This is a genomic window from Sphingobacterium sp., assembly GCF_039596235.1.
Lineage (GTDB): Bacteria > Bacteroidota > Bacteroidia > Sphingobacteriales > Sphingobacteriaceae > Sphingobacterium.
The window spans coordinates 108,797-122,439 of the sequence record NZ_JBCNKE010000007.1; the positions used below are offsets into that span (position 1 = coordinate 108,797).

General features: G+C 41.4%; 12 protein-coding genes. 3 read left to right on the forward strand and 9 right to left on the reverse strand.

Annotated features, from left to right (window positions below):
• Nucleotides 1-85: 85 nt before the first annotated feature.
• The 8 genes from ABDW32_RS15290 to ABDW32_RS15325 all read right to left on the reverse strand — a co-directional run bounded on the left by ABDW32_RS15290 (nt 86) and on the right by ABDW32_RS15325 (nt 10,178).
• Nucleotides 86-967: a DUF4097 family beta strand repeat-containing protein gene (locus tag ABDW32_RS15290; RefSeq protein WP_343563868.1), complete on the reverse strand. Its 882-nt coding sequence runs from the start codon at nt 965-967 to the stop codon at nt 86-88.
• Nucleotides 968-1,123: 156 nt separating this feature from the next.
• The gene (locus ABDW32_RS15295) at nt 1,124-1,948 is read right to left on the reverse strand and encodes a hypothetical protein (RefSeq protein WP_343563870.1); all 825 of its coding nucleotides are present in this window, start codon (nt 1,946-1,948) and stop codon (nt 1,124-1,126) included.
• Nucleotides 1,938-2,495, reverse strand: coding sequence for an RNA polymerase sigma factor (locus ABDW32_RS15300; RefSeq protein WP_343563872.1), 558 nt, complete (start codon nt 2,493-2,495; stop codon nt 1,938-1,940). Before ABDW32_RS15300 ends, ABDW32_RS15295 begins: the two co-directional genes overlap by 11 nt.
• Nucleotides 2,496-2,732: 237 nt before the next feature.
• Complete coding sequence (locus ABDW32_RS15305; RefSeq protein ID WP_343563874.1) at nt 2,733-3,215, reverse strand: hypothetical protein; 483 nt, start codon at nt 3,213-3,215, stop codon at nt 2,733-2,735.
• A 70-nt stretch (nt 3,216-3,285) separates the two neighbouring features.
• The gene (locus ABDW32_RS15310; RefSeq protein WP_343563876.1) at nt 3,286-4,881 is read right to left on the reverse strand and encodes a SusD/RagB family nutrient-binding outer membrane lipoprotein; all 1,596 of its coding nucleotides are present in this window, start codon (nt 4,879-4,881) and stop codon (nt 3,286-3,288) included.
• Between the two features lie 11 nt (nt 4,882-4,892).
• On the reverse strand, nt 4,893-8,150 hold the full coding sequence (locus tag ABDW32_RS15315; protein WP_343563878.1) for a SusC/RagA family TonB-linked outer membrane protein: 3,258 nt from the start codon (nt 8,148-8,150) through the stop codon (nt 4,893-4,895).
• A gap of 187 nt (nt 8,151-8,337) precedes the next feature.
• A complete protein-coding gene (locus tag ABDW32_RS15320) occupies nt 8,338-9,441 on the reverse strand; it encodes a FecR domain-containing protein (protein WP_343563880.1) in 1,104 nt (367 codons plus the stop codon).
• Between the two features lie 179 nt (nt 9,442-9,620).
• Nucleotides 9,621-10,178: a sigma-70 family RNA polymerase sigma factor gene (locus ABDW32_RS15325; protein WP_343563882.1), complete on the reverse strand. Its 558-nt coding sequence runs from the start codon at nt 10,176-10,178 to the stop codon at nt 9,621-9,623.
• A gap of 270 nt (nt 10,179-10,448) precedes the next feature.
• Between ABDW32_RS15325 and ABDW32_RS15330 the strand changes: the two genes are divergently transcribed.
• From ABDW32_RS15330 to ABDW32_RS15340, 3 genes are all read left to right on the forward strand, one after another.
• Complete coding sequence (locus tag ABDW32_RS15330) at nt 10,449-10,967, forward strand: NADPH-dependent FMN reductase (RefSeq protein WP_343563884.1); 519 nt, start codon at nt 10,449-10,451, stop codon at nt 10,965-10,967.
• A gap of 85 nt (nt 10,968-11,052) precedes the next feature.
• Nucleotides 11,053-11,274: a VF530 family protein gene (locus tag ABDW32_RS15335; protein ID WP_343563886.1), complete on the forward strand. Its 222-nt coding sequence runs from the start codon at nt 11,053-11,055 to the stop codon at nt 11,272-11,274.
• 54 nt (nt 11,275-11,328) lie between these two features.
• Nucleotides 11,329-11,781, forward strand: coding sequence for a KTSC domain-containing protein (locus ABDW32_RS15340; RefSeq protein WP_343563888.1), 453 nt, complete (start codon nt 11,329-11,331; stop codon nt 11,779-11,781).
• 163 nt (nt 11,782-11,944) lie between these two features.
• Here ABDW32_RS15340 and ABDW32_RS15345 read toward each other — a convergent pair whose 3' ends face one another.
• Nucleotides 11,945-13,639: a hypothetical protein gene (locus ABDW32_RS15345; protein ID WP_343563890.1), complete on the reverse strand. Its 1,695-nt coding sequence runs from the start codon at nt 13,637-13,639 to the stop codon at nt 11,945-11,947.
• Nucleotides 13,640-13,643: the final 4 nt, after the last annotated feature.

The following is a 13,643-nucleotide window of genomic DNA, read 5'->3' on the forward strand; positions in this document are numbered from 1 at the left end:
TTGATAACACAAAAAACCTTAAATGCCGCTGGGGTATTTAAGGTTTTTCGTTTTAAAAACCAGTTGATCTATTTCAGGATCGCTCCTATTTTTGGGGTCTGATATAGATATCTCCCATAGAAGTCTTCAAGATCACATCCTGGCCACCACCGTTCATTTTTCCCTTGACAGTATTTGACATGATGTAAGAATTTTTAGGTTCTTCGGCAGGGTATTCAAATTGAAATTCATCTGCAGCGTAGATATTACCCATTGAGGTCTTGATATCTACATTAGCGCCGAATTTTACAGGGAAGGCCACATCCACCGCGCCCATTGCTGCGATAAGTGAAATAGGCCCTTTGACTGGTTGCACAAATTTGGCAACCACATCACCTTGAGCGACTTTTACACTGAGCGGTCCAGTGACATTGGTTACCTTTACATCCCCCATCGTGCTGGAGATCTCTACTTCCGCACGGATATCCTTTACTTCGATACCACTACCATTAAAGAAACCGCCACGACCTTTTACGCTAACCGGTAGGTTGTAGGGAACCCGGACATTTACAACATCCTCCAATGGCATCCCCACCACACTGACTTCCGTAACACCCGAAGTAGTTTGAATATTCATTCCCATACCCGAGTTATCGGACAGACCCGAGCCATTCACCACGCGCAAGCCTTTTGCCCGGTCATTCTCTTCCTTCTCCTCGACTTTAGCGGAAATCACAACCTCTTTTCCGTTATATCCCTCAATAGAGACATTATCAAATTTCAACAGGAGCTTTTCACCTAAGTTGGGGACTTTAATTTCCTTCCATACTCGGTTCTCACTGTTTCCACCCGCACCTCGCATTGCTTTTGGCGGTTTCGGGGCCTTTGGCGGAACGACGCCTTCCGCATTTTCCGTTATTTGCGCCTGTACTGCACTGGCAAAGATCAGTGCCGCTCCCATCATTATTAATCTTATCTTTTTCATCATTATCATAGTTATTATTACCTTGCCCATTTTTTTTTCAATGGCATTTATGGACTCTAAAGCCCGAACTCTTTTTTTGTTTGCTGAAGTGCAGAGGTTTATTCCATTAGCTTCGCACGTCTCTGCAGCATCATTATATAGTGATTGTTAGTATTCTTCCTATTGCTGCAGCAGTACTGCATACGCTTGCTCTTTCACAAATTTTAAGGTAAAAGGATCTTCTACAATCGCGTTCAATTTATCCTTCGTACTATTTTTCATTTCCGGATCTTCTCTTTGCGCAATCATCTGCATGAGCTCAACCTGCAATGTAGGATCATTCTGCGCAACAAAAAAGTCCTGAACCTTTTGCTGCCGAAGCTCTGGTGTCATTCCATCCAGTAAGGTCTCGATCGCAGCCATACGCACATTACTACTCTCGTCCGAAACAGCGATTTTCTCCAGAGCCTGTGTTTCATCTTGTTTCAGATTTCCCTGTTTTTGGAGCGCGAGTACTGCCGCCAGACGTGTACTTGCCCAAACTGAATCCTGAAGCATTTGCATATAATCTTTTTCATGCTCTTCTTTCTTCTCTACAGCTATCTTTTGCGCAGTCCTGTTAGCCACAAGATGTGTTTGTTGCGTACTCGTCATCGTCTGTATCGACCGTATAGACTCCTTCTGCTTAGCTTCTGCTGCAATTTCCTGTTGAGAAGGGCGCAGCATTTCCGCTGGCTCTTTCTGCTGTAAAGGACTGGATTTCAAAACGGCCACCCTGCCCATGCGATCATCCTTTCTCTCCTGATTGAAGATCACAAAAGCTGCAGCTCCGACCAATAATGTAGCTGCTGCAATACTCGCCCACCGCCACAAAGGTTTTATCTTCTTTTCCTCTACCTGGGGAACAACCTGTGGTCTGATTTTATTCCATAAGTCCGCGGACGGTTCTTTACGGTCAAATGCATCCCGATTGGCGTTCACAAAATCCTTCAAATTATCCCGCATAATTATACCTCTCCTTCAATTGTTCGTAAATTTTCTTTTTGGCGCGATGGTATTGACTACGCACCGCTACCGCTGTCATTCCCAAAGATTCAGCGACTTCGTCATGGCTCATATCTTCGAAAAGATACAGATTGATAATCATTTTGGGTATCCCTGTCAGCTGGTCAATGACCGATTCTAAATCCGTCAGCTGGCATTCCCGCCATTCCTTCTCCAATAGATCATCGTCGCCTTCATCCTGGATTTCCAGATCGTCGATCGGCGTATAATACTGCTTATTTTTCCGTAAAAGAGAAATAGCCTTATTCACCCCCATCCTTCTCAACCAGGCTTCCACGCTAAGTACCGCCTGCCATTTATCCGACTTGGAGAAAAACTCTATAAAAGTCTCCTGCAAAACATCCTCACTTTCCTCCTGATTTGACAAGATCCGATAGATCGAATTAAAAATCTTCTTCGCATAGCGATGATAGAGCTGTGCAAAGCCCGACTCATTACCGGATTGGCACATCGCTAATAACTCTTTATCGCTAAGTTGGTTTTGCACGTTTACTATTTAATATCGTTAATTCCTATGTTTCTATTGTATAGTCGGATTGTTCTGGAAAATGTTGCAATTTAATTTTATTTTTTTTCTAAAATAAATAACCGGCTGTTCCAGAACGCTAAAGATGAACTTTTTAATCCTTTAGCCTACAAAAAAACACCCATGAAAAATTCCATGGGTGCCTGCATTAACAAATATATAACATGAAGTTTTATGAACTCCCCAATAAGACTGCCTTTATTTTATTTTCAGATACGTTTCGATAATGGTATGTTTCACTCCTAGTTCAGGCAAGTTCTCTTCCCCGCGTTGGATAAGGGTATCTCCTTTAAACTCCAGTTCAAAATCAAACTTTTTACTTTCCCAGTCGCGCAGGCTACAGTATTGCAATCGCTCCTGATATTTTTTACCATCAAACGAGTACGTTCCACCGCCTGCAATAAAATGAGGCTCCTTTCCTTTTCCCATTTCCTTATCATGATTGAAAAACGAAAAATGATCATCGTTGAACATTTTAAACATTTCAGTTTTGGCTGTATCGGTGAAAGCTGTCACCGTATCCTTCTCTTTGATGGTCTTCGCTTCTAAGAGTCTGTATGTTCCGCTCAGCGTGTTGTTTTTTGCAGTCTCATGTTCCGTCTTTTTCTCACCTGCATTATTGCAGGAAAAGACGATGCAGGGCAAGGCTGCGATCAGTAAAATTTGATGTTTTAGGTTCATATTATTTTATAAAAGGTTTAAAGAGGCCAAACTACGAAAGTTCAGCCTCAAAAAAAACAAACCATTGTGATTATTTGTCCCACCAGACCCGGCCTGCAAGATTATCACCGCCAGGTACTGCTGCTGCTGCCGCTTTGAAATTTTCACCGTTGATAGCCTCTTCGGTAGAAGGATATGGGAAACGACGTGGAATAGTCCCACCAGTGGCGTTTCCAGGATAGTTGACAGGTACCAGTTTTGGATACCCCGTACGTCTCCAGTTGGCCCACGTTTCATAAAAGTCAAGCATCGTAATCGTATGCGCCCAATACTGTGTATTAATCTGCTCCAACCCCTTACTTGCGTCATAAGGATTTGCAGTAGCAAAAGACTCTGCAAGCGCATCCGGAACTGCTAGTTCGGCATCATATTGATTCAAATATGTAATAGAAGCTTTCAATCCATTTTTGTAATGCTCAGCTGCCGAACCGCCAATCCCCCACCGTTGTGCAGCTTCAGCCTTCAACAACTCTGTCTCAGCATAGGTTAGTATAAATGTGATACCATTCCGCTTTATCATTTTTGGGTTTGGTGATGAATAGTCTGGAAATGTCGTAAAACTCGGATCACTGCCAATTCTATATTTAGGATCCGAACTCAGGTCCTTTCCATTTGGCATTCCCTTTTGAACGGCGGCATTACTTACATAATCTGGATTCTGGGCTTTAACATCGTCTTTTAAATATAATTTAGTCACAGCCACTAAACCTAAACGAGGATCATTATTTTTCTTTAGAAAATCAATAAATGTATTCGACCATTTCACGTAATAGCATTCCTGTCCCCCATCACCCAACAACACTTGTGAATTTCTATTCTGAGTCACACGCGAACCACTTTCATCGTGTGAGATGTAAGCATTTTCAGTATTATTAGCCAATGTATTCGCTACTGCTTTTGTAGCATACTGCTTTGCTTTAGCTTCGTCCACTTTCACTAGACGCATCGCTAGACGCAATAAAAAGGAATTTCCAAACCGTTTCCATTTATCAATATTCCCTTTATAGATCACATCTCCAAAAACACGATCACCATCTGTCTTTAAAGCTGCGACTGCTTCGTCAACTTCTTTTAGTAGATCTGTATAGATATCCTGTTGTTTATCAAACTTGGGTTTATAGATCTTTTCATAAAATCCAACACCTGCTTCTGAATAAGGTACATCGCCATAGAGATCGGTTAGCCTGGCAAAGATAACGGCACGCCAGATACGGGCTACCTGATATAAGTTATTCAGCTCCGGTTTTCCTTTGGTATTGACAATAACGTCCTGAATATTCCTTACTTGCTCAATATACGCTCCTACTGTTCCGTTCCCCCAGTAAGCAGCAGTATACCCTTCATTTAACAAATATTTATCACCTGCCCAATAACTGATTACTGTAGATAATCCCTGCATCATCGTTGCCGAATAAATCAAATTTCCGCGCCAGGTATCGTAAGCGAAGTCAAAACTGCCCGTATAGAATAATTGAGATGAGGACAAAGTATAATTGGGATCCCAGGTTTCCTTACCATAAGAAATCGGATCAGTATTTATTTTTTCAAAATCTTTTGTACAGCTGCCCATCACACATAATAGACCAAGGGCAAGCGTAGATATAATCGGTTTAATCATTGCTTTCATTTCAGTTAGGTTTAAAATTTAACACTTAAGTTTGCTCCAAACGTACGGATGGCCGGTACACCCCCCAATTCTAGACCAGGGAATGTTGCATTATAACTTGATTCCGGATCAATATTTTCGGTTTTACGCATTAATGTAAAGAGGTTCCGTCCCACAACACTTACATTTAAAGATTTTATTTTATTATTAAACATTGTTGTCGGGAAGCTGTAACCAATGATTAATTGTCTAAATTTTATAAAGTCGGCACTGTTGACAAAGTTCTTAGAGACGTTGTTGGCTGTGTTTTCGTAGTATTTAGCAGCCGCTCTACCGATCTCCTCACGTCTTTCCACCGTATGCTGATGCAATCCCCAGATATATCCATAATAGTCTGTTGCCGAGAACAATTTCCCGCCCCATTTACCATCAATCAGGAAAGACAGATTGAAATTTTTATAGTTAAATTCATTATTCCATCCGGCAAACCATTTATTCATTGCAGATCCATAAGCTTTTAGTTCGCCACGGTCAGGTGAACCATCGGCTAACTTTACGATGTTACCATCCTTGTCGTATTTGTTATCATAAGCCATTACCTGAAATGCGGACAGCCCGACTTTATTCATGATAAATCCAACATTGGAACGGGAGGTTGCAACAAGCTGGTCCTTCAGGCCATCTGCCAATGAGATGATCTTATTGTCATTATAAGATCCATTTAGCGAAGAAATCCATTTAAAGTTTTCAGCTTTAACGATGGTCGCTGAAATCAATGCTTCAAAACCTTTGTTTTGCATTTCCCCCGAATTCAGCACAGCTGCTGCATAGCCAGTTGCCGGTGTTGTCGTGTTGAAGATAATTTCATTTTTGGATTTCTTGTTGTACCAGGTCAAATCTAGATTCAAACGATCGTTCAGTAGGCGGAGTTCAGCACCGATTTCCAACTCATTCGCAATAGAAGCCTTTAATGAAGTGTTTGGAATATTCCTATTATTAATCGATCCCAAAGGAGCTCCATTTAAATTTTCGCCTCTAAAATTATAGCTCAATAAGGTCTGATATGGATCAGTGGCCTGCCCCACCTGAGCAAAACCTGCTCTTAATTTACCGTAAGACAACCAGGAGGGTTTGAAATACTCTGAAAATATGAATGAACCTGAAACTGAAGGATAAACTGAATTCAATTTATTGTTGTAGCCCGGTGTTGCCAAAGTAGAATACCAGTCCGAGCGCAAGCTACCGGTCAGATAAAACACATCCTTATACGCAAACTCGGCGGTACCATATACAGACTGGGTTTCCGACTCGCTTTCCAGGTAATTGACAGATTTATTTTTGGCATTTAATATATTGTAAACGAAAGGGATAATAAAATCGGTACCAGAATTCGTCAGTTGCGACATCTTTGTATTGCGGTAGCTGGCACCGATATTTGGTGTCACTGTATAATCGCCAAAGCTAAAAGCTTTGCCTACCAAGATATCCGCATTGATATCCGCAAATTTTGTATCCTGCTCGTTTATTTTTCCATACTCATAATAGGCGGTTCCGGTAGGTAAAACATTTCGGTAATGATCTGTATAGGCATCACGACCGGCACGGCCCTGGATAAATAGTCCATTTTCAAGCGTATATTTTGCCGTCAATGAAGCAATTGAGCGATCTCTTTTTGTATTATTCTGGAATTCGTAAGCTGCAAACCAAGGGTTGGTCGCATAGGTATTACCTGTTGTAAACGGAAGCTCGTACCCGTTTTCTTTCTTCCAAGGTTTTAAATCGTTCACATTGACACTCGTCGGCAGGAACATCGCGTTAAAATTAGCATTACCTGACATATCGGATACCATGGGTCTATTTTTTACTTGCTCCAGGATCATGTTATAACGCGCATCAATGGTCAATCTTTTCAATGGTTCAAAGAGGCCGACCAAATTAAATGATTGTCGGTTTAGGCCCGAATTGGGAACAACAGAATTGTTTTTAACATCTGTACCCGAGAAACGGATTGAACCGCCCTCAAATGTTTTATTCAAAGCCAAGGTATTTGTCCAAGTTGAACCTGTCCGATAAAAACGTCCCAAATTACCCGATTGGTAGGAATATGGTCGCGATACCCCGTCAAACTGAGGCACCTGGCTGCCGTCCAATTTCGCGCCCCAGCTAGATCCCCCAACCTGTGCAGCAGCCTTGCCATCGGCAGGTTTTTCACCGTTTGCCCCCTGGCCGTAGATTTGTTGCCAATTCGTTTGGTCGATAATTCTTTCCGCTACATAATTGCTGTTAAAATCGATGGAATTCCCTTTTCCGGATTTGGTCGTAATTAAAATAACCCCCGCTTTAGCCCGCGAACCGTATAATGCGGAAGCCGCCGCTCCTTTCAATACCGAAATACTTTCGATATCATCAGGATTGATATTGCTGATTGCATCGCCCAGATCCGGTGCATTGTCCCATTGACTTCCCGAGTTTCCCCTAGAATTCGCATTGCCAACACCCACGGGCTTGCTTTCCATTGGAATACCATTGATCACATATAAAGGCTGATTGGACTGCGAAATACTGGAAACCCCACGTATGGTAACATTCGATGCAGCCCCTGCTCCGCCTGAAGTAGCACTGATGTCCAAACCGGCGACTTTTCCGACAAGCGAATTCATCACATTATTTTCACGTGCTGTGGTCAGCGATTCGCCCGCGACTTGTGTCACGGAATAGCCCAAAGAACGTTTTTCCTTTTTCATGCCCAATGCCGTCACCACCACCTCATTTAACATCCTATTGTCTTCAATTAAGATGATTTTCATAACGCCATCCTTCGTCACGGGCACTTCCTGTGATCCATAGCCTGCAAAAGAAACAATCAAGGTATTACCGGTAGCAGCATCGATGGAAAACCGACCATTCGTATCCGTCGCACGCCCTACAGCAGTACCTTTAACACGTACGCTCGCTCCTGCTAAGGGATTTCCCTTATCGTCTGTTACGATACCTGAAACAACGACTTGCTGTTGTTGACTAACCACCACAAGCCCCTCTTTGGAAACCGAGTAAACCAGTCCACTTTTATTGAATAGCTTCGCCAAAACATCCAATACCTTCGTATTATTGACGTTGACAGACACTTCTTTATTTAAATTCTCGTTTGTCGAATTATAGACAAAATAATAATCACTTTGCTCTTCGATCAGTTTAAGCACCTTGCTTAGTTTGGTTTTTTGAACATCCAAGGACACTTTTTGTTGGGAAAATACAGATGCTGAAACATTGATTACAGCACACGTAGTCATAATTAAGGCTAGTTTCATCCGGATAATGAATCTAAAATGCACAATATATCCATTGCGCATTTGCAATAAGCAATTTTTAATCATATTTTAGTGTTGGTTAAAATTAATATTAAGCAGCACGCCCCAATGTTGCTGCTTTTGGTTAATCATTTTTTCAATGAAGGATGGTGTTGGTCCACCATCCTTTTTATTTTTCTGAGATAGTTATTTTTTTCCCATACAATTCAAATTTAAATGGTTCGACTTTCTGTAAAGCACTCAATACCTGAGTAATATTCTCCTTGCTAAAGGTTGCCGTGAAGCGATATTTTTTTAATTGGTCACTTTGAAGCTGAATGTCCACATCATACCAGCGTTCCAATGTTCTTCGTAAAGACTCGAAATCTTGGTCCACGATTTCTAATCTATTTTCCTTCCATGCGATATCGGGGATTTCGGTAGTATTTGACTCCACGACGGGAATATTTTCGATGGCAATTTCCTTAATGGGCAACTTACTTTGGCCTGGCTTATTCCCTTTGCTTACATTGACCGCAAGCTCAGCTTGGTTTTTAAATATGGTAATTTTTTGATTTGGCTTGATGATAACAGAATTCTCCCGCTGCCCTTTGCTTTTCATCTCAATAGATCCCTCCACCAGTACAGCTTCAGCGGTCGGCTCTTCGGGATAACTTTTCACATTGAAGGTCGTACCCAAAACTTTGATATCAAAATCAGAAGCTTGCACCATAAATGGTTTTTCCTTATTCTTTGCGACCTGAAAATACCCTTCGCCAACTAATCGCACCTGACGCAAATCCGCGTTAAAATCCGAGGACAGCTCCAGTTTACTCGCCGAATTGAGGGTAACGGTGCTCCCATCAACAAGCTCAAAGGTCTTCTTTTCACCCTTTTTTGTCTGATAAACCTGGCCAATATGTGTCATTGGCTGTGAAACAGCGTCATCCACAGGCCTCGAATAATACCATAATCCCACGCTCACGAGAGCAACGAACACCGCAGCAATAGCTGCCCACTTTTTCCAGCTCATCTGGCGGATAGGTACAGTTTCTATTGGCGCACGTTGGAGATCTGTCTTCAATCTTTCCAGCTGTTCATGGATAGATTTACGGTTTCCAACTAAAATTTGATAAAGACGTTTTGCTTTTAAGATTGTTTCGGCCTGCTCCGGATGATTTAAGCAGTATTGTTGCCAGTAAAGGACACAGTTTTTATCTTCTCCTGAACAATACTTTTGAAAAGTATCATCTATCAAAAAATCTTCTAACTGTTTATAATCTTTTTGGCTCATTCTAATGGGTATTTATCCTATAGTGCCCAAAAGCTGACCTTTTTCCTAAGAAAAAAATAAAATATTACACAAAAAACTGATATACAGTTATTTATTTTTTTTAAACAAAAATGAAATCGGATATTCCGCAGTTTCCTGGACTGTTCCTCGCAAAATGATTTTGATTTATCCTTCAGTCCTTAAATATCCTTCAGCTCTTCCCGCAATATTTTTAAGGCATCGTAAAGCGTATTATATGCTGTTTTTACCGACATCTGCGTGATTTCTGAGATCTTTTCGTACGAATAACCTTCAAAAAATTTAAGGTTAACCAATTGTTTTTGACGAAACGAAAGTTTCTCCAATGCTTCTTTTAAACGGATCTGAATAATCTCATTGGTTTGCACCTTGATCACAAACTCTTCATAAGGCATTTCAATCCATTCATCCTCCGCTTTTACATTCTGGAGTGCCGTATTGATCTTATGTTGCTTTTCGATTAAGCGTAGCATACGCCTTTTTAGGAAGGTAATGAGGTAGGACTGTACATTTTCAACGCGTTCAAGCTGCGTTCTTTTTTCCCAGATCTTGACAAAAACCTGATCCGTCGCTTCGCTTGCTAGGTCCGTATCCCCGCAGGTACGAATACCAAAATTAACAAGCTCCTGATAAAGTGCTCCGTACAGATCAAAAAATGCGGCCTCGTCTCCCGTACGAATACGCTCCCACAACAAGCGGTACCCCATTTTATTTCTCATAACAAAAGCATATCATCCGTATTAAAGCTAATATAAGTCCCTATTTCCAAAAGTATAAACTTAATCCGTAAAAGGAAAAAGTTTTTATCTTTAGGTATACTTATCTTGTATAGGCTCCTAAATTGTCATTGCCAAAACCATATCGCTCATCTGGGACAATAATCGTAAATTAGTCGCTTCAAAATCTGACAGGGTAAAATTGATATGGGAGTATCAGCAGATTAACAGATTAAATAATCAGGCTCCTTGGAGCCAATTAAAGTATATTCAATGAAAACCATTTTCGCAATCATCGGTAGCGCGAGCGCACATTCATCCAATCATCAGCTCGTACGTCATCTCCAACATAAAGTAAACCCCGGGGCCAATCTGGTCCTCTTTGACCGCTTGAAGGAACTGCCACATTTCGATCCTGAAGAAAGCACCTCGCAACCACCCATCGAGATCGTTGCCTTGCGTCAGGTCATTCAGGACGCAGATCTGGTACTGTTTAGCAGTCCGGAATACATTTTCAGTGTACCCAGCGGTTTGAAAAATCTACTCGAATGGTGTGCCGCAACAACCATTTTTACAGAAAAGCCAGTCAGCATTATTACAGCTTCGGCACAAGGGGAAACGGGACATGCCGAACTACAACGCATTATGCAGGGACTTGGAGCCCAACTTGATCCCGAAAGAAACCTCCTTATTCAGGGCGTCAAAGGAAAACTGGATGCGGCGGGAAATATCTGGGATGACAAACTTGAGCAACAACTTGATCAGCTGGCAAAACAGCTTACAAAATGCTAGCTTAAATACCACAGGATGATATCAAATCGCATAACATTGGAGTAAAAAGCAATTTAAAATAGACAAAGATTGCTAACTTTACAACATGCAAGAACAAGTCAACAATCCCTTACATGGAAAACGGTTGGATACAATCATCGAATATTTAGTGGAATATTATGGATGGGAAGAATTGGGGCAAAGGATATCTATCCGATGCTTTAATGAAAATCCAAGCATAAAATCCTCACTAACTTTCCTAAGAAAAACTCCTTGGGCCCGTGAGAAGGTTGAACAACTGTATCTAAAAACCTTAGGTAAAAAATAATCTTATTTTCAGGATAATGCAAATAATCTGATTATTAAGCATATCTTTGCAGCCATGAAAAAAATTGCCGACTACCGTAAGTTGTTAAATGTGGATAAATCAGTGGATCTCAAAACCCTAAAATCCACCTATCGGACGATTATGAAAGAATGTCATCCGGATAAATTTGTCAATGACGAAGAAGGTCGTTTGGCTGCAGAAGAAAAGAGTGTGGAAATGATTGAAGCCTATCATTTTTTAGTCAGCATCTGTCCAGAGACAATTGAACAACAATTACCCATCTATACTGAGACAATCACAAATTCAGGTATTCAGGATATCGATTGGAAAGCTCAAGTTTTAACGATCACTTTTCACGATGGTAGCCAATATGAGTATTTTGGTGTCCAACGAAACGACTATATAAAATTTGTCAATGCAGATTCATTGGGACGGTTTGCACGTAGACATGTTTTCCATTCCTATCCTTATCGGAATGTGTTGAAGACTGCCACAGTTGTTGCGTAGTTAAAGCGTAATTCCAAATGATCATTATACATACGAGTCTATAGCCTCTGTATGGGTTAACGCATCAGCGCCCTTTGTTGTTTCAACAAAGGGCGCTGATGTAAAATGTTAAATGTTTAAAAGCTACTTATATAACAACGGCACATACCAAATAGTTTTAATTTTATAATTTTAACATTAACCCCGCTGTTCCACCACCATAAAATGTGTTTCTCGCACGGTCTCTTCCCCAGGCCTTCCAACGGGTACCACCACCTGATATAACATCTTCATCCCGCTCAGCATAATTGAAACTGGGCGCCACAAATAGAGACAAGGCATCCGTCAACTTATACGAAGGAATGACACGGAAGGAAGATCGGTGATTGTCCAACAATTTAAAATTGTCCGTTAAATGATTACGTGACGTAATTTCCGTACGAAGTGCGAATTTGGACCTATTCAATAGCACAGCCCCCAGACCTACTTCAAAGAAATATTTCGAAGGTCCATCATCCGATAGAGCCGCACCTACCGATAGGACACTATAGAGCACACGACCTCCGGAACGAAACTGTAGCCCAAGATAACGATCGGCGTCTATGGCCAATGCAAGGCTTTTTTCTCCGTTTTTGATTAAATTTAATAGCCCGATCGGGTAATCACTACTATCGGCAATATTAACTATTCCTGCCAGCTGAAATCCCTTTACTTTTTTTGCCCTATTGACGATACCTGCTATTTGGATCCCCACATCGCCGCTACTATTGTTTATTACCCCCGCTATCTGGGTTGTTCCGCTAGCTTCCCGCACCGTATTGGCAACTCCTGCAAGCTGGACGCCTCTTACCGTATCGGCCTTATTCAATACGCCACCGACCTGAATACCGCTGACAGCACCAAAGACCCGATTGCCCACCCCTGCTAGCTGTACACCGCTTACATGGCCACCTACGGTATTAAACACCCCTGCCACCTGAAAGCCCTGCATATTATACTGGTTGATATTGAAGACCCCGCCAAGTTCAACGCCTTTCACCCCCGCGGTTGCACCGCCTATGATATTTAATGAAAACTTATTGACAATCTGTGACCGTATAAATCCATGTGAGCTTAGCCCCGGTGTCATGGATATCTGATAAGGACTATATAAGAACATTCCACCAAGATTCATGTTCTGTATCTGCTGGGCAGGCGACAGGAATATCCGGCCGAAAAAAGATTTATAAAGGCCATGATCTTCTTCATAGCCTTCAAAATAACCATATTCACGTTTCTTTTTGTCCCCCGTCTGTGCTTCAATAGGAAAAATAACCATCACACTGGTATCCCGAAACATCTCTTTACTCACATTCACCGCGATCAGATTACTTCTTTTCTTGACATCCAGTTCAAAATAACCATTTTTGTCCGTCAATGTAGATAATAAAGCACTACGGTCAAAAATACTTGCATTCGAAATTGGATTATTCGTTCGGATATTTTTGATATATCCGGTAATCACAACCTTATCTTTCCTCGGGGTCTTTACCTCAAAATCAACCGACATCCTTTGCGGTGTATATTGAACGATAATATGTTTGCCTAATTCCTTAAAACTATACTCCTTCCCCAAAATACCATCGAGATAATCATATAGATTTCCCTTATAAGCCCGGGGATAAATAACACTATCCATCTGTAAAATATTCCCATTGAAGGAAAACAATACATCCTGCCGTTCTTTTAATAGCTGAAAGACCTCGCCGACCGTTATTTTTGAGAAAGCGGGCATCTGAACTTCCGCGGCGAGCTTTTGCTGCGCTAGCCCCCAATGAAAGGAGCATAGCAGGGAGAATAGGAGATAAAACCTGATTCGCTTTATAAAAAATAGTATCATGATG